Source organism: Lysinibacillus sp. TE18511 (assembly GCF_054062295.1).
In genome coordinates, this window is the sequence record NZ_JBSSFD010000062.1 from 1 (window position 1) to 18,047 (window position 18,047).

Genomic DNA, 18,047 nt, shown 5'->3' on the forward strand with positions numbered 1-18,047 from the left:
CGCTAATCCCCAAGGAGTCGCCCAGTCTCCACTCCAATCAACTTATATACAAGGCATACGTCTTAACAAATGTCACCCACAACTTTTGGTGATGATATTTTACACATTTTATACCAAAAGAGTGAGGATGTCATTACTTATTTAGCCCGTCTTTACTGAATCGTAATATACACCCCAATTAAAACGTACATTATCTTTTGAGTGAATATCAATATCAATCTTTATTACAAAAGGTACTGGTATTCACGCACATCCTGAATTTGGTGAGCGTGTAGCAAGCGGAAATTAGTGAATTGACAGGGAAACATTTTACTTCCGCAGCAAATAAATTCCATGCACTTAGGAATTGAGCAAAATAAAGAAGTGCTTGAACTTCTGATTCACTTTTAATTACCGTATCAAACAATTCTTTAAACAAAGGATGAAATCCCATATCAATCAAACGTACTGTATCTCGTATTTCATCAATAGGAAGACAAGCCATTCCCCGATCTTTATCCCAACCTTTGTGAACAATATCATCAATGCGTTCTAATAATCTCGCTACTGCCCCTTGTATAACCTCTAATTTGAATCATTTGCGCTGATAATCCATAAGCACTGTGGCTATTTCTTTTACAACTGTTCTTAATGTGTGTTGTGAATTTTTTTGCATGTTCATCGTTTCTTTTCTATTTATGTTTTATTTAGTTGCTACCGCATTTAAAAGTAATTGTTTGTTTCGATCAGACATTACACGCCATTCTTTAACCGTTACTTTCATTTACATTCACTTCCTTAGGATCATTTAACTCTTCTATAGCCGCTATATATTTGTTGTTTTTCTAATTCTTGATACTTTCCAATTAAGTTTTCTACACTTCGAAATCTATACAAATTTCTCCCTCTTTCTATGTTTTTCTGATTAATCCGCTAAAATATACCGTTATATTATTACCTATATTACTGTATATGCTCTATTATCACTATTTTATGTCAGAAATTAAATTATATTAATTTTCAAGTACCGATTTTCTAAATTTAATCTACCCCATACAACTATTTCTTTCATTTAACCAATTATAGAAAGGTATTGGATGCTTTCTGTATGCTTTGTCTTCCACAGATAATGATTGAGTCTACTTGCTATCTAAACGCTCTATAGCCTTGTTATATGCCCTACAAATACGACTCTTAATGTACTTGAAACTGTTAGTTCTGTATATTTCAATCTTTTGGAAGTTATTGTCCCCCACTATTCATAATTAAATGATAATAAAAAAGCACCCACTAAGTTGAACTGCTGCTTTTCATACTATGAAATTATAAATTCCTATTCATTATGATTTAATTATGTCATCCATTTTTTGTTGAATAAATTTTAACATTGCAACTATATCTCCATAAGGTTTATTCAATACCTCAGTTACTCTATCTACCATTTCAGTATATAGTCAAAGCTTAAAAGAATATGGGGCTAATCTATAGCTAAAGTATCTCGAACACTAGACATATCAACGTTTCTTAGTCTTCAATTATTTTACCAAATGTAAAGTGATCATTAACGTAATAGACTAATTATGTGATTACTTAGAGTACGAAGTAGAAGATGTAATTTATCAGTCCAATAAAGAATAAATCGGGCAAAAAACACTTTCGGCTAATCATACATCTGAAAGTGTTTATCTATTACCATAATAAAGCCCAGGCACAAATTAATTGAATACCTGAGCTTTGAAGTCAAATAAATTTTAATGGTGTAATTATTTATAGAATAATTACTTTCTATCATTATATCTCTATATGAGGCATTGTTATTCTCACAGCTAATTCTACAATCGGCTTTGAAAAAGTGCTTGGAATCATCGGACTTGGTAAATCTCCATCATGGTTTGCAAGTCCAAAAGTTGCTTCTCCTATTTGAATCCAATCTAATTCATCTGTCCCTTGTATAACGCCTATAAAATGATAATCTGCAGTATAAGTATCAAAGCCGTCTTTATTAGGAAGAGCTCTCCAAACTTCTGCCTCTTTTGTAGGGTCAACTCCAAACTGTTTAAAGAATTTTAAAACTTCTGGGCTCGCATGTTGAATTTGCTTAGCGAAAAGTTGACAATCCTCGCAACCACAATGCGCTTTATCGGAAACTTTCGGAAGTGCTCTATACAATTCAAGAGTTTTATCCTTATCTACTTTTACAATAAAATCATTTAACGTAATTTCTTCCATAAAAAACTCCTCAGCTATGTTTTAATCACTGAATTAGAATGTTCCCTAAATATTGAGCTTTGCCTGCTGAACTAATAAATTCAACTTCTAAAACATAATTTCCTTTGTCTGTTGGGAATTGAAATTCTCTAAAATCATCCAAAGCAAGTTCTGTTCGTTCGCCATCTTTTAATAAGGCAACAGTTATCTTTGGATCAGTCCATATATCCCCACCATTTTTGGGATTCTCTCTAAAATCCAACTTCACCTTTTGACCTGGAAAAACCTTTATTTCATCCAGTGATGATGCGTATGTGATAATATCTTTTTTTGTTTTTTCCACTTCTTCACTTGCCGTTTTCCAACTGATATTTGCCTCTGTTAATTGAAAATTTGAAGATAAACCCTCGAAATATATATGGGCAGTTGGCACCCCTACATCATAATCTTCACCAATACACCCTGTTAATATAAAAATTAAACACAATCCTATAAATAATGTCAAAAATCCTTTCATATTCACCCTACCATCCCTTTATCTATCGAAAGTTTAGGTCATAAATGGAACACAATCCTGCTCCGCTAGTATAATAATACCTCAAACCAGAATCATTTGGATAAATTCTTCCATTTAATATAATTCAAACCTTATTATCGTTTATTCAGCTAAGCCCAGGACATCGACAAACATCCTATCCCTATGTCTGTCAACAAACCAAAAAAATAGCCCCCTTAATAAATATTTATTAAGAGAGCTATATATAATTCATAATCTATCACTTATCTCCAACTGGCTTTAATAAATTTACAGGGAGCCAACCAAGATATCTGACTTCTCCCTCAAATCTTACCAATAGATAACCATTAACTTCAATACTATCTGATGAAAAAATGCTTCCCTTTTCAAACATTATTTCAGGTTTAGCTTCTTTTAATGGAGTGTGTTTCGCTTCTGCATTTTCTGTTAGCTCATAACGCACGTCAATTTGTCTCACTGTTGTCTCAAAGATTTTAAGATCTGTACCAGGATACTTCTCACATAACCAACCTACTCCATTGCTCACGCAATACTTAAATTGTTCATTATTTAAATCCACGTATGAAGTATCACCCGTTTCATTGAAATATTTTCCGTAATATCCGTAATTATAATTACCATCACGATTAATAACAACATAAGTTGGATTGTTATAGAAAGAAGCACGAATCTTTATTGGTACTTCTTTGAAAACTACCAAATCCGTTGCTTGTACTCGATATTGCCCCATATGATAGAATGTTTTGCCTTCATATTTTTCAATATCATACGTTTTAAAGAAGTTATTTTGTTTTACCACTAACGAATCAAATGTACCATTTGGATTTCTCTTGTATACCTTGATGTCTTTTTTAAAGGTCATTTTTCCTGTTTGCCCTTTAACAACTTCTGCTCCATCATACATCACTTTTGCTTCTGACTTTGTTGGATTTACTACTGCAAGTACAAATGCTGCTAGTAACACAATAAAAATTTTTTTCATTATTCTCCCCCTCAGCTTAATTTTACTAAACATAATCCCTCAGTATTATATACTATTAATCCTATATTCTACCAATGAAGGAATAGTAATGGCTCATCACCAAAAGTTTTGGATGACAAACATATGCCATTTATATAAGTTGAGTGGAGACTGGGCGAAAGCGAAGCGTCAGCGACAAATTTCAAAGGTACTATCCACGACTTTAAACTTTCTATCCATCATTTCGAAGGTTCTATCCACGATTTATATCTATGCGAAAGCGAAGCAACAGCAACAAGTGTTTTCTGTAGCGAAAGCAAAGCGTCAGCTACAAATGTTTTCATGTAGCGAAAGCGAAGCGACAGCTACAAATGTTTTCATGTAGCGAAAGCGAAGCGACAGCTACAAAACGCCCAATCGGAACGGATTTCAACCACACGCTATGGTGATGAGCCATAATAATGTAAACAAATTTAGAGTGTTTTCTAGCTAGACATGACACTATTTAATGTTTTATTATAAATCGATTAGAGTAATTGGTATCAACTGATTAAAAAATTGTAGAGGGGTGTTCCTTGATGACAAATAATAGAATGAATCCGAAGGTTGATGAATTTTTAAGTAAAGCTAAAAAGTGGCAGGAAGAATATTCGGTGTTGAGAAATATCGTTTGTGACTGTGAGCTGACCGAGGATTTTAAGTGGATGCATCCTTGTTACACATTGGAAAACAAAAACATCGTGTTAATACACGGATTTAAAGAGTATTGTGCACTTCTGTTTCACAAAGGAGCCCTGTTAAAGGATACACATGGGATACTAATCCAACAAACGGAAAATGTACAAGCTGCACGCCAAATTCGGTTCACCAATGTGCAAGAAATAGTTGCAATGGAAACCATCATTAAAGACTACATTAATGAAGCCATTGAAGTTGAAAAAGCAGGTTTAGAAGTACCCATGAAAGAGCATAAGGAATATACAATTCCTGAAGAACTGCAAAATACATTCAATGAAATCCCTGCCTTGAAAACTGCTTTTGAAGCATTGACACCAGGACGGCAAAGAGCATATATTTTATATTTTTCTCAGCCTAAACAATCCAAAACGCGAGTGTCAAGGATTGAAAAATACACGCAGCAAATTCTTGATGGAAAAGGATTAAATGATTAAGTTTAAAAGAAGATAAGATTAAATACAACACAAAAAGCATCAATTCATTTTGGATCAATGCACTTAACTCTAAATCATTTAATAACCCGGCCAATAAACGGAGATATTATAATGTTTATTGGTCTTTTCACCTATAGCTTCTTACTCCCATTTTTACATTTGCTCACAATTTGCTCACGAAACAATTTAATACGGAATGAAAAATATCCGCTACTTCATTATCTTGATTTGGAATAAGATGAGCGTATGTTTCCAATGTAATTTTAGGATTAGCATGTCCTAATCGATGTGTCACCTTAACAATATCTACACCTTCAGAAATTAGGATAGATGCGTGTGTATGACGTAAATCATGAAATCGAATACCCGTTATTTTCGCAGCATATGACTTATACCATTAAATTCTCCTGCTTTAAGGGCAGCTAAAACCTCTTCTCTTCTCTTTTCATTTGACCGTTCCTTTCTGCCACCAATGCGTCTAATAATAATTATGTGAACACCAATTCTTCATTACAATATTCACTATGCCTTAACATAAATACCTAATTTATCCACAAACTTTTATTCAAGATAATGGCCCGATTGTTGAACACAAGTTAAACAACACTCTTCAACTAACCTGCACGTTACTTCAATAAGAAAAGCCGCCAGTATGTTGGCAGCCATTCACATAAGCACATATTGTAGGTTTGAAAATAAATTTTACTGTTTATAAAAAAGTTTGAACAAAACCTCTGTATAGATATCCTCGATTTCAGCATGAACTTCCACACCTGGCCGATACATTAAATTCGTCTTTTGGAAGAAACTTCTGTAGCTGATTCTATTGTCCTCCTTAAGTCAAAACATGTCTGATATGGATTAAAATTAACTTACCAAAATTTAAAGAATGACCTATATTTAATCTTTTATAAATTTAATCCATATCTCTTTAATTCAATGAAAATACCTTCCAATCTTTTTCCTTTTTCCGTTAACGTATATTCCACACGAGGGGGAACCTCTGGAAATACCTTTTTTTTCAATATTCCATGATGTTCTAGTGTCTTAAGACGGAGTGAAAGTGTTTTCGGGCTAATTCCATTCATTGATTTCAATAGGTCACTGAATCGCATTGTTCCTTCTATAAGCAGATCGCGAATAATTAAAAAAGTCCATTTAGTCCCAATCACATCGAGCGTTTTAGCAATGGGACAAGTCTCACCTGGTGCCCCTTTCGTCAACACGACTGGCTCATTAACACTCATCTGAAACATCCTCCCTAAATTTTTTTCACGAGTTTCCCTTATCATATCACAATAGTATATTTTTAGTAACTTAATGTATTAAATATCACTACTTCCCTAAATGAAGTTACTATATATATAATATCGTTGAACTTATTATTCAATCCCTTTATGGAGGAGGTGATTAAAATTAGTACGTGAAATCAACGAAACAAACTACCGTTAGCATTGTTAATCAGTGCTTTTGCTATCGGTACCATAGAGTCGCTATCATGGGTATTTTTCCAGATGTAACAAACGATTTGAACAGGGCTATTGGTTACCAGCTAAGTGCTAGGCGGTTTATTAAAGGAGCACGAAATTAAAGGAGCTAGATAAAGATGAAAAATATACTTATTATTAACGGGCACCAGAAGTATAGTTCAGCAGAGGGGAATTTGAACCAAACATTGATGGACAAATTGGTCAGTTTTTTAAGCGAAAAGAACAATGTAAAAACAACAATTATTCAAGATGGATATACAATCGAAGAAGAACAACAAAAATTTATATGGGCTGATATTGTTATTTACCAAACACCTATCTATTGGTTCAGTGTCCCGGGCTTATTGAAGACGTATATGGATGAAGTATATGCTTATGGTTTATTTTTTAAGGGTGCTGATCAGTATGGAAAAGGCGGGTTATTGACTGAAAAAAAATATATGTTTTCGACTACCTGGAATGCACCTGAAAAAGCATTTAACGATCCAAGTCAATTTTTCGAAGGTATCAGTCTAGAAGATGCATTAAGTCATTTACATCGTATACAGAAATTTCTCGGAATGAAACCTTTAAAGAGTTTCTCTTGTTATGATGTAGTCAAAAATCCGAAGGTTGGAAAGTTTGTATCAGAACTTGATATACACCTGCAAGAGGTATTGAATTTTTAATCTATTAAGTAAACCCATAGGAGGGTAAAAACATGTTAAAAAATAAAAAAGTTGTAATTATCGGTGGAAATTCTGGAATTGGATTGGAATCAGCAAAACAGCTAGTAGCTCAAGGGGCAGAAGTAATTATTGCCAGCCGTTCCGAAGATAAATTACGGATTGCAAAAGAGCAACTAGGAGTTAGAGCAACGGCTTTTACTCTAGATACAACACAAGAACAGCAAGTACAGTCTTTCTTTGAAAAAATCGGCCAGTTCGATCATCTTGTGATTAGTGCGGCAGAAACATCCGGTGGGTCATTCCTCCAAACGGATACAGCCCAAGCTCGACAACTGTTTGAAAATAAATTTTGGGGACAATATTATGCAGCGAAATACGGTGCTCCGAAAATTTCATCAAACGGTTCAATCGTTTTATTCTCTGGGGTTGTAGCCTACAAGTCTATGGCTGGTTCAGCAATTTTAGGTGCAGTCAATGCGGCTGTTTCGAATCTAGGCCAGACTTTGGCATTAGAACTTGCTCCAATCCGAGTGAATATCGTTTCACCCGGTATAATTGATACACCTTCCCGTAGCAAAATGCCAGAAGAAGCACGTAATAATTTCTATGCTACTGTTGAAAACAAACTTCCTGTGAAACGAATAGGAAGAGCTGAAGATGTTGCACAAAGCGTACTATACTTGCTACAAAATAGTTTCGTAACTGGAACCGCTCTTCATGTAGAAGGCGGTCACATTTTAGCTTAAGTCAGCAGCTGAGGAAAAATCAAAGAAAAATGCGCATTTCAAATCAATTCTAATTCAAATTGTTCTACCAATATAACAACTTAAACATTCGGTTATTTCAGTTAACAACTTTATTATTTATTATTAGTTCTTAAGAACTATCACAATAACATAGTAGCATTGTAAAAAAACACACTGCTCACACAAAAGGAAAAAACTCTGCACCTATATACTTCTCATGTACAACAATTCAGTATTAAAAACATTGTTTGATTGTGATTAACATTAAGAAATAAAAAAACCACTTATTTAAATAATTCAATCAGATTTCTTGATTTCTTATTTCCGAAAACTAAAGATAACAAATAAAATTCTAATCAAATCTTCCACTTTAATCTATACATTCCTTGTGTAGAAACTTTTCATTTTCTATCGTTTTCTAATGGATTCAAAAAAAAGAAAAAGCGCTTCAAACCCTTGATAACAAAGGATTCGAAGCGCTTTTCAATTGGTTCAAACTTGTTCTATCTGAGCCTTGATTCGTCCCAGGATGGATTCGAACCTACACCCAAATAATGTGACGTAAAGCCTTATGAATAAAGTGGTAGATACTAAAGTTTACCCTTTTACTAGGATACTACAATCAAATCTAATTTACTTTATGTTATTTGAAGCAGATCACTTGCTCTCCAAAATGCTCACACATTTTCTCACATAACTATTTTTTTGATTTAATTTTATTTAACTCAGTTTATTTTAGGTTTGCTGAAAGCCTTAACAAATAATACTTAATCGTACTGATTTTACTCGGTATAACTAGTTTGATTAAGTAACTTTATGATAGATGCTTTTTGTGTGTCAACGATGTCCAAGATGAATCTAGTTAAACCTTAAGTCAATATGCTCCATCGGCCAACAGATGATATTAGTTGTCCCCATTATTTGTTCTTCAGAGATGAATCCAACTTCAGGATTTCGGCTATCATTACTTACTCGACGATTATCGCCTAATACAAAGTAATGCCCTTCTGGTACGGTAGTTTCACCTAAATTTTGCTCTAGCGTAAAATCATAAGTGAGTGTCCCAGTATCCTTTAATTCATTCTTATATTGGTCTAAATAAGGTTCATTGTACTTCTCACCGTTTATGTATAATTGATCATCCTTATACTCGATTTTATCTCCTGGTAGACCAATGATACGTTTTATATAATTTGTTTCTTCATTCATTTCAATAACAACAATGTCAAATCGATCATATGACTGAAGTGTTGGACCAATTTTATTGACAATCACGCGATCGTGGTCTACAAGTGTCGGCATCATAGAAGCACCTTTAACAAGTACTGGAGTAAATAAGAACTGCTTGATTACAAACGTAAGCATTAGAGCGAAAGCAATTGCCTTTACCCATTCCCAAAACTCACTTTTTTGTTTTCCCTGTATTTTTTCTTCCAAAACTTTCACCTCCTAGTGTTCTATTATTTAATACGCTAAACAAGGAAAATAGTTTCAGCTTTCTTTTGAAATATTTTATTTTTCAGGAAATTCATCACAAATTATAGACTCAAGACATGCCCCAACAATTGTAAAGAACAGGCCCGCAAAAAAACGAGTGTGCGTGGCTCTATCCAACCTAAATATGATTACGCTTTAAGCAAGCTAATAAAAGCACTCCACAGAAGATTGTAGAAGACAGTAGAAAAATTTTTATTTGATTCTTGTCCGTACAAATATTTTTAAGGGAGACTGGCTTGCCTCCCTCTCAATGCAAAATTTTTTTCATTCAACGGCCGTAGCCAAGTCATGTGCCAACACTTCTACCCCCGTCATTCTCCCAACGATCAATGTCCCAAATAACATCAACATCTTCCCAGCCGTCATGTATTTCTCCGTTAGGAAGGGTACCGGTTCTTACTATAGAAATAATACATCATCCTTTTAAATAATATTTGATGTTTCTATATTATGTAATGTTATTTGTTTTGTTCATCGCCAAATATGGGGGTAATTTTAGAGCTAATAATCCAACAGCCACAGAACATAAAACCATTTCTATGGTTGCATACTCTTTAATACCGATAGTATGAACTATCATAAAAATACTAAAAATCACAGCTTCTGGAACAAGTGCTGGAATAGGGATTAGAACTTATTAATAGTGAGATGAAAAGGATACGTCTCTTTTTTGTACTTACCTACAAAACAATTATCCAATCAAAAGGATTACTTTTTCTGTTTGTCACTATTCATTTTTATAATAAAGATTGATTATTCTGGAACGCTAATCTTCAACTAAAGCCTCAGTTAGCTCAATAACAATGTCAAAACTATATGTTCAAATACAAAGACCAGAAAATTTTACTGTCCGTAAAATTTTCTGGGCTGCTTGTTATTTATTGAGGTTTTATTCCAACCTCTTTTCGCATTTTATTCAATTGTGAAATCGACCCACCATCCATCATAACGAAAAGTATTTGCATCTCCACCACTGTTAGCTGGGTTGTGGAAATAAATATTTATTGTAACTAAAATGGGTAAATCGGAACCGTTGGTAAAAAGGACAAACGTTGGTGTTTCCTCACCCTCATTAGATGTTGAAATATAAGTGCCTCCGATTGGGTCCGTGTCAATTGCTAGTCTATTTCTTTGGTCGCCGAAATGAAATCTAGTTTTTTTAATTATAAGACTATTTTTTGGTGGAATTATTGTGTCTATTAATTGTATAGGTAGAAATGTGTTAGGGATTATATTATCACTCCCAGTGCCGCCACGTGATCCACTTACCTGAAACAAATTTTTGGGTACTTCGATTTGTTCATGTCTTATTAAACACGCATCAATCGCTTTCATTTTACCTGATACCGGAACACCATGTAGTTTGCACTGACTGCATGTACAGTTATCATTACATGAATTCAAAAAATCACCCCTTTTACAAATTATTCAAGGGGTTATTTTTTGTTTGTACATGTGTACCAAGCATTACCTGGTTTTCCACTAAATATATTCAAAGCTTGCATTGTTGCTACTACAGATTTCGCCTCTTCTGAAATTTTATCTGCATCAGCAAAATCAAGATCAAAGTTTCCTTTTTCAACATTTAGATATTCTAATGTTCGTTCAAGCATTAGAGCAGCTTGTTGACGTGTTAGAGTGCCGTAAGGATCAAACTTAGTGGATGTTACACCTCGGATAATTCCTGCTTAGTAAAGGAAAGATGATTACGTTCTTTCATGGGAGTTTAAGTACAAACATCAAAATCTCTTCTTTATTACTAACATAAATAAACATTTTCAAAATGGTGGCGACTTTATTAATGACTTAAATCAGTATAATAGCCTCTCAGTTATGCTTATTCATTAGTGTTCAAGCATAAACTTTCCAAACAGAAAATTTATGCTTTACGTCATACTATATTATACATGTATGAATACTTTTAAATATAACATTGCCTAAAATAAAATTAAGTATATCCTTGCCCTTGCGGCAAAAATATACTTAAAATCACAAAATGCCCCGTAAAAGTTAGACACCAATCTAACTTTTACGGGGTTTTTTATAAGAAAGAGTGAACGCTTTGAGGGGCTAATAAGATAGCAACTTTCGTTTTATATTTTTCCAACCTAAAAATTCTTTTATATATTCAGCAGGTGTTATTATAAGCAAGCTTTTAAATTCTTTGTAATAATGTGAAGGATCATAGTAACCATATTGGTCAATGTTTACAGGTGTCTCTTCAAAAGAAAAATGTTGAAGCAAGAGTTGAATACGTATGAATTTACTTAGTTTTTTTGGTCCAAAACCTGTTTTTTTGTAGAAAAGTTCTCGGATGTATCGCTCAGAATAACCTGTTTTATGCTGAATTACATCTGGTAAGAACAGCCCATTATTTTCAATAATAGAATCAAAACAAGTAGCGAAAATTTCATCACTCAAGCTTTTTTCCTTTTTTTGAGAACAAAAATACTCATTACAAATCTGCACTCTTTGTTCGAAATCTCCTGCTTCAAAAACAGCTTGTATAAATTTAGAGTCTAGTGTGCAGCCTACTCCAACATTAACAAACGGTTGTTGAACAATTTGTTTTAATGCACAATTGTATTGAATAACTGTTTGTTTTGGATTTAGACGAACACCAAAATATTTACCTTTTGGGGTAAATGAATAAATTCCACGTGTAGTCGGGGTATTCCCTAAGACAACCTTTTGATCTTTGCCCATGTAAAACATTAAATCTTGGCAAGCATCAGGAATGACATGAATATCACTATTAATGCCTATTTGTTCAAACTCATAATAAAATAATATATCCTGGTTTAACTCGCTGTTTGGAGTCAGTTCTCTATAAGAATACGTTTTTTGGACCAATTCAGGTTGGATTGGATAATAGCTGCTCAATAAGCCGCCCCCTCACTTCACTCTTAGGTAAAATTAAAAGAACCCTTGCGCCTGTTCATTGTAACTTGCAAAAACACATTTAGTCGATTGATACGATTCTAAAGCTTTTAAATGATTTTCTCGACCGAAGCCTGACTTTTTGTAGCCGCCAAATGCTGTACCAGCAGGGTATTGATGATACGCATTTATAAAAACACGTCCTGCTTGGATCTCTCGACTTGCTTTATAGGTAACGTTTGTATTACGTGACCATACAGCTGCCCCTAATCCATACATTGTATCATTTGCAATTTCAATCGCTTCCTCGAAGGTTTTAAACGTAGTCACTGCTAATACGGGACCAAAAATTTCTTCTTGGAAAATACGCATTTTGTTATTGCCTTTAAAAATAGTTGGTTTAATAAAATATCCATCTACATTATCAAGGTGATTTTTGGCACCACCGATTAAACATTCTGCGCCATCTTGTTTGGCAATTTCAAAATAAGAAAGGATTTTTTTATGTTGTTCTTCTGAAGCCTGTGCACCCATCATTGTTTCAAGATCGAATGGATCACCAACTTTAATTTGCTTTACTCGTTCAATGGCTTTTTCCATGAAACGATCATAAATAGACTCATGGATCAATGCTCTAGATGGACAAGTGCAAACTTCACCTTGATTGAAAGCAAACATAACTAATCCTTCAATCGCCTTATCTAGATATCCGTCATCAGCATCCATGACATCTTCAAAGAAGATATTAGGAGATTTGCCACCTAACTCTAGTGTAACAGGAATTAGATTCTCAGATGCATATTTCATAATCTGTTTGCCGACAGCTGTAGAACCCGTAAAGGCCACTTTGGCTATACGTGGGCTTGAAGCTAACTCTTTCCCAGCCTCTACACCAAAACCATTAATGACGTTCAATACACCTTTTGGTAATAGGTCTTGAATAAGCTCAACTACGAATAAGAATGATACTGGCGTTTGTTCTGCTAATTTTAATACAACACTATTTCCAGCAGCAAGTGCTGGCGCCAATTTCCAAGCTGCCATTAAAACAGGAAAGTTCCATGGAATGATTTGGCCAACTACACCAATAGGTTCTTGGTAATGATAAGCTACTGTATCCTCATCAACAGGTGTCACTTGGCCTTGTTGTGTGCGAATGGCACTTGCAAAATAGCGGAAATTATCAATTGCCAATGGAATATCAGCATACATCGTTTCACGAATCGCTTTCCCATTATCCCAAGTTTCTACCTTTGCAATTTTTTCAAGATTTTCTTCCATACGATCAGCAATGGCTAGTAAAATACGTGCCCGTTCTGCTACGGGTGTTTTCCCCCAAGTTTTTTGGGCTTCATGAGCGGCATCTAATGCTAGCTCTACATCTCCTTTTGTTGAACGAGCTACACGTGTAAATACTTCTTTCGTGATAGGTGTACTATTATCGAAATACTCTCCATTTACAGGTGCTACCCATTCACCACCAATAAAATTGTCATATTTCTTTTTGAATTGAATGCCAGATTCTTCAATATTCGGTTTAACATTTACCTTTACCATAATGATCGACCCCTTTAATGATGATTATGATGCTGTTGTTCTTCTTTTGCAGGTACCTCATTTTGAATCTCAAAACTACTTACTACTAGTACACAAATCATTAAACCAGCCACAATGTAAATATGCTTTGGAATGGCTTTTATAAAGATAGGAAACATCTCACGATTCCATACACCGATAGAAATGATTGCACTTACAATAAACATCATTGTAAAAAAGATAATGCTTAACGTTAAATATTGGGTGGTCATTAATGTAAGCATCGCGCCCATCATTGCTCCCATAAAACTAGATCCTACACTTTCCATGAATAGGTACATTGGTAAGCCTGTTGATAGTAAATAGCCTAATGCGATAGAAATAATAATAGATGCTATTGCACCTAGTACCATATCAGGAAGCCAGGTAGCCATATTCATCCCAACAGCAGTACTCATTGTCATAGAAATCAGCATGATACAGCACTTGGTCATGCCATGATTAGCAAATCGCTGTTTTAATAAACGGTTAGTGATTACCGTAAAAGTAACAATCACCAACATGCTTAGGAATGGTAGCATATAATCACTCCTTTAAGCGTTTTATTGCGTATGACAAGACGAAGTTGTGTGACACTTCTTGTCCGGTCTAGGAACGTCTATCGCTGGGTTTCGATCAAAGAATCCAACTGGTTTTAATTGGAAATTGATGTATGCAGTTGGCATTACAGGCCAATCTTCAGGGCGCGGGATATGATGATGGCCCATTGTGTACCAAACGACGATATCTTCATCATCAATTGAACGGTTATTCTCAACGTATTTTGGAAGTCCCTCTCCCCCAGCATGTTGATTTGGATACATACCTGTTGCATATTTTTCACTTTCATCAAATTGCGTAACGTGTAAATGGTGTTTAAGGAAACCAGCACGTTTCATAACGCTTGCTTCTTCATGAGCAAATGGGAAGCAATTTTCGCCAGGTAAAATTTTATATCCAACAGGTTGATTCACTCGGTTAAGTGAGTTTTTATTGATAATTTTCCAAGTACGCTGCGTTTTTAAATCTAAATTACGTAATGCTTCCTTCTCCGTTTTAAAGATACGTGAAACAGGATAGAAACCATTGGCATTTGGATTGTGTTCTCCCAATGTTTCTGAAACTGTTTCTGTTTCAACTACTGAGTTATTTTCACCGTCTAACATCGTATCAAGTCGGAAATTAAAGAAGTGTTGATGATGTGATGCATTTAATCCTGGAGAAATCTCAGATCCATATTTTGTTTGGATGCCATCTTCACATGCACCAGTGCTTAAAATACCTGTTAGTTTGACTTCAGCTTCAATCGTACCGTCTTGGTAGAAACTCCAATAGAAGCCGTAATCATAATTTCCAACTGTACAGAAGAATGAAATCACTAGTCGACGTGAGCGCCGTACTTCTACATGGCCTGTACGCCAATCTGTATGTTTCCAACCAATCCCGTAATCTTCTTCATGTAAGCAAATCGCATTTTTGATCGTACGTGCATTTCCTTTAACATCAGCAACGACACCATCAAAGTATTGAATTTCGCCTAAGCAGTCGCAACCTAGTTCTAACGAATTGGCTAATTGACCCATTCCATATTCACCAGCATCAAAGGCATTTTGTGTGTTATGCGAAAATGTTGGTTCCCCATAAGGGACAACCATTTCTGATAATGCTGCACGATAAAGAACTGGACGATCCTTGCCTTTGTCATGGTAATTAATTGTGTATAATACAAGGCCCTCACGTGGTGTAAATCCATAGCGGAAACTCCACTTTTGCCATTTGATCAAATTACCTTCAATTGTAAAGCTTGGACCTTCGGGTTGAATGATTTCCAATGGTTTTAAGTCATTTCTAAACACTATTGATTCATCAACTTCAGGATTGTAATTACCTGATGTTGTTGGAATTGGACGTACCCCGTGATCTTCTACTTTGTAAACTTCCATTTTGTTTAGGTCTACATACGTTACAATACCTGTTAAAGGGTAAGCATATCCGTTATCTTCTAGTGATTGTTTTTGCCAACAAATCGCACGAAGTAAACGTTTACCCTCATGTTCCTGAACACCAAAATTCCCTGCTGACCAAGGATCCACCATGATTAATTCAGGATTGTCAATGCCACGTTTCTGTAAAGCTGCTACAAAATCAGGATGGCTCTTTACTAATTCTTCACATTGTTCAAATTCCTCTAAGGCTACATTTGGTTGTACGCCAGGAATATGTTCGTAGGAATCAACTTTTTCTGAAGTTAAATTTACAACTGCTTCAAATGTTTTCAATTCTTTATCATCTAAAATCACTAAAAATACTTGGCGATCTACAGTATTACCTGGTTTGTAATTTAGTACTTCTGATTTTTTAGGTTCATGTAACATCACCGACATAAATCGGATATGTTCGGACAACTGTTGCTGTTCCTTGATTATTTGAACAGCTTTTTCAATTTCTACTTCAGATAATGGTGATAATGGGTGATTAAGCTCAACGTTTGGATTAACCTTTACTGACATTCTATCAACCCCTTATAATTTGTTCTCTTCCATTATAATCAGAAAATTCGGTGAAGTGATTGTAAATAACGGCATTTTTATAGATAAGTTATTTTTAGCTACAAATATTTAATATTTTCTACTTCAAGTGTTATTTATCATCACAAAGTACTAATTAGGCTGTTTGTAGTTCTCTTCAGCTTCTCCAAAATTATTTTTTCTTCTTGATATAAATAGGCAAGGATTTGAAGTGATCGCTCAGCTTAGTAACTATTAAAACAACAAAACCCTCCTATTTTAAATAGAAAGGTTATTTAGTAAGGCTGTTTTCGTATAGATTGTTGCTATTAATACATAAAAACCAAGTTAATTCTACACATTTTGTAGATTAACTTGGTCTTTAGTAAATCCTTTTTTAACAAAAGCATCCGTTAGCCCTCCATGAAGCGCAATAATCAGCACTTCATCACAGAAAATGAAAGATGATTAAGTTCTTTCATAGGAGTTCAAGAAGAACACAGTGGCAGTCTAGGATAGGAAAAAGTCTTAGATTGCCACTAGCTTATTGAACTACTTCACTGAACTATGGGACTCTATATCAAAGTCCACATCCTGAATAAATTCGATAACCTCTCCATTAGGACTATGGACTAGAGCGTTTCTGATAATAAGAGGAGGCTCTCCGAGAGCTAGATTGTCTGCTTCCACATAAGGTTTTGCCCCATGGGTAAGTGCCGTTTGAAACGCTTTGTCGACATCTTCCACATAAAACGCTAGGTGAAGCATAGCCCCGTAAGCAACTTCCTCTTCCGACCGCGCTTTCTTCCCTTGTGCTGGAATGACAGCATCGTCATCAAAAACCTCGAGACATGTTCGGCCGTCGGGAGAGATCAGCATCGAAGCTTCCTTGATTTGAAACGAAGGAAGGCTCCAATGATGTCCACGCTTAAATCCCAATGCTTCAATGTAAAACCGGATTGTTGCCGGATAATCTTTTGACTGAATTGCAATATGAGCAAGACCTTTGATATTCAAATATCATTTCCCCTTTCTGATGAATTTAGTATAGAATAGTGTTGTAAGGAAATACATACAATAAAAAAGGAAATTATCGTATTACACTTTCCAAAAATAACGAAAATCAATTAATTTTATTCATTTTCGAAAATACATTAGGAGGAATTATATATGGAACATTGGATGGATGAAACTGATTACCACATCTTGGGTCTTCTTCAGCAGAATGCACGTATCTCCATTTCACAAATAAGTAAAGATGTGTCCATGTCCCAGCCCTCGGTAAGGGAACGAATAAAAAGGCTTGAGGAGAAAGACATCATCTCGGGTTATACGGCAACCTTTCGCCATCAGGCGCTAGGCCGAGGGACCACGGCATTCTTTCTTATTAAAACAGAGCAATGTCAAGCACTGGTGGATTTTTGCGAACGAAATCCCGTTGTAACCGATATGTTTCGAATTAGTGGTGAATACAATTACATGATCAAGATTCAAACTGCTTCCATAGAGGATATTGGTCAATTTCAAGATTCTATTATAAAGTTCGGACCATCCAAGTCCCTTATCAGCTTGAAAAACCTGATTGAGAATCGGATTCTACTACAAGCACCATTCTCAAAATAACAAAAGAATCCTACTTATGCTAAACTCCCTCTATAAACATTGATGTATCAACGGTTTCCACCATTTAGTGATGAAGAAAAAATATTTTTTCACTTTATTTATAAACAGTATTTGGCTCATCACCAAAAGTTGTGGGTGACATTTGTTAAGACGTATGCCTTGTATATAAGTTGATTGGAGTGGAGACTGGGCGACTCCTTGGG

General features: G+C 35.0%; 18 protein-coding genes. 5 read left to right on the forward strand and 13 right to left on the reverse strand.

The window, feature by feature from the left end; genetic code table 11:
• Positions 1 to 1,770: 1,770 nt before the first annotated feature.
• The 3 genes from ACVWXS_RS24415 to ACVWXS_RS24425 form a co-directional block, all read right to left on the reverse strand.
• Positions 1,771 to 2,208: a hypothetical protein gene (locus ACVWXS_RS24415; RefSeq protein WP_456960497.1), complete on the reverse strand. Its 438-nt coding sequence runs from the start codon at positions 2,206 to 2,208 to the stop codon at positions 1,771 to 1,773.
• Positions 2,209 to 2,233: 25 nt separating this feature from the next.
• Positions 2,234 to 2,704: a hypothetical protein gene (locus tag ACVWXS_RS24420; RefSeq protein ID WP_456960498.1), complete on the reverse strand. Its 471-nt coding sequence runs from the start codon at positions 2,702 to 2,704 to the stop codon at positions 2,234 to 2,236.
• 259 nt (positions 2,705 to 2,963) lie between these two features.
• Positions 2,964 to 3,707: a hypothetical protein gene (locus tag ACVWXS_RS24425; protein ID WP_456960499.1), complete on the reverse strand. Its 744-nt coding sequence runs from the start codon at positions 3,705 to 3,707 to the stop codon at positions 2,964 to 2,966.
• 112 nt (positions 3,708 to 3,819) lie between these two features.
• Between ACVWXS_RS24425 and ACVWXS_RS24430 the strand changes: the two genes are divergently transcribed.
• On the forward strand, positions 3,820 to 4,071 hold the full coding sequence (locus ACVWXS_RS24430; RefSeq protein ID WP_456960500.1) for a hypothetical protein: 252 nt from the start codon (positions 3,820 to 3,822) through the stop codon (positions 4,069 to 4,071).
• A gap of 193 nt (positions 4,072 to 4,264) precedes the next feature.
• On the forward strand, positions 4,265 to 4,858 hold the full coding sequence (locus ACVWXS_RS24435) for a YdeI/OmpD-associated family protein (protein WP_456960501.1): 594 nt from the start codon (positions 4,265 to 4,267) through the stop codon (positions 4,856 to 4,858).
• Positions 4,859 to 5,021: 163 nt separating this feature from the next.
• Here the strand turns inward: ACVWXS_RS24435 and ACVWXS_RS24440 are convergent, their stop codons facing one another.
• Complete coding sequence (locus ACVWXS_RS24440) at positions 5,022 to 5,231, reverse strand: tyrosine-type recombinase/integrase (protein WP_456960511.1); 210 nt, start codon at positions 5,229 to 5,231, stop codon at positions 5,022 to 5,024.
• A 535-nt stretch (positions 5,232 to 5,766) separates the two neighbouring features.
• Positions 5,767 to 6,105: a winged helix-turn-helix transcriptional regulator gene (locus tag ACVWXS_RS24445; protein WP_456960502.1), complete on the reverse strand. Its 339-nt coding sequence runs from the start codon at positions 6,103 to 6,105 to the stop codon at positions 5,767 to 5,769.
• A 359-nt stretch (positions 6,106 to 6,464) separates the two neighbouring features.
• On the opposite strand from ACVWXS_RS24445, the gene ACVWXS_RS24450 reads away from it, so the two are divergent.
• Complete coding sequence (locus ACVWXS_RS24450) at positions 6,465 to 7,016, forward strand: NAD(P)H-dependent oxidoreductase (RefSeq protein ID WP_456960503.1); 552 nt, start codon at positions 6,465 to 6,467, stop codon at positions 7,014 to 7,016.
• Between the two features lie 32 nt (positions 7,017 to 7,048).
• On the forward strand, positions 7,049 to 7,762 hold the full coding sequence (locus ACVWXS_RS24455; protein WP_456960504.1) for an SDR family oxidoreductase: 714 nt from the start codon (positions 7,049 to 7,051) through the stop codon (positions 7,760 to 7,762).
• Between the two features lie 858 nt (positions 7,763 to 8,620).
• On the opposite strand, the gene lepB is transcribed toward ACVWXS_RS24455, so the two are convergent.
• From lepB to ACVWXS_RS24495, 8 genes are all read right to left on the reverse strand, one after another.
• Positions 8,621 to 9,199, reverse strand: a complete 579-nt coding sequence (lepB, locus tag ACVWXS_RS24460; protein WP_374967145.1) for a signal peptidase I — start codon at positions 9,197 to 9,199, stop codon at positions 8,621 to 8,623.
• Between the two features lie 972 nt (positions 9,200 to 10,171).
• Positions 10,172 to 10,663 (reverse strand): hypothetical protein, encoded by a 492-nt coding sequence (locus tag ACVWXS_RS24465; protein WP_456960505.1) that lies wholly within the window; start codon positions 10,661 to 10,663, stop codon positions 10,172 to 10,174.
• Positions 10,664 to 10,695: 32 nt separating this feature from the next.
• Positions 10,696 to 10,872 carry a hypothetical protein gene (locus tag ACVWXS_RS24470; protein ID WP_368636418.1) on the reverse strand — a complete coding sequence of 59 codons (177 nt, stop codon included), beginning with the start codon at positions 10,870 to 10,872 and terminating at the stop codon, positions 10,696 to 10,698.
• A gap of 457 nt (positions 10,873 to 11,329) precedes the next feature.
• Positions 11,330 to 12,142 carry a hypothetical protein gene (locus tag ACVWXS_RS24475; protein ID WP_456960506.1) on the reverse strand — a complete coding sequence of 271 codons (813 nt, stop codon included), beginning with the start codon at positions 12,140 to 12,142 and terminating at the stop codon, positions 11,330 to 11,332.
• 33 nt (positions 12,143 to 12,175) lie between these two features.
• Complete coding sequence (locus tag ACVWXS_RS24480) at positions 12,176 to 13,696, reverse strand: aldehyde dehydrogenase family protein (protein WP_456960507.1); 1,521 nt, start codon at positions 13,694 to 13,696, stop codon at positions 12,176 to 12,178.
• A gap of 14 nt (positions 13,697 to 13,710) precedes the next feature.
• Complete coding sequence (locus ACVWXS_RS24485; protein WP_456960508.1) at positions 13,711 to 14,256, reverse strand: hypothetical protein; 546 nt, start codon at positions 14,254 to 14,256, stop codon at positions 13,711 to 13,713.
• A gap of 21 nt (positions 14,257 to 14,277) precedes the next feature.
• Positions 14,278 to 16,224, reverse strand: a complete 1,947-nt coding sequence (locus ACVWXS_RS24490) for a primary-amine oxidase (RefSeq protein ID WP_456960509.1) — start codon at positions 16,222 to 16,224, stop codon at positions 14,278 to 14,280.
• Between the two features lie 549 nt (positions 16,225 to 16,773).
• Entirely contained in the window at positions 16,774 to 17,238 is a 465-nt protein-coding gene (locus tag ACVWXS_RS24495; RefSeq protein WP_456960510.1) for a VOC family protein, read from the reverse strand.
• Between the two features lie 153 nt (positions 17,239 to 17,391).
• Between ACVWXS_RS24495 and ACVWXS_RS24500 the strand changes: the two genes are divergently transcribed.
• Entirely contained in the window at positions 17,392 to 17,844 is a 453-nt protein-coding gene (locus ACVWXS_RS24500) for an Lrp/AsnC family transcriptional regulator (RefSeq protein WP_049666119.1), read from the forward strand.
• The last annotated feature ends 203 nt before the right edge of the window (positions 17,845 to 18,047 follow it).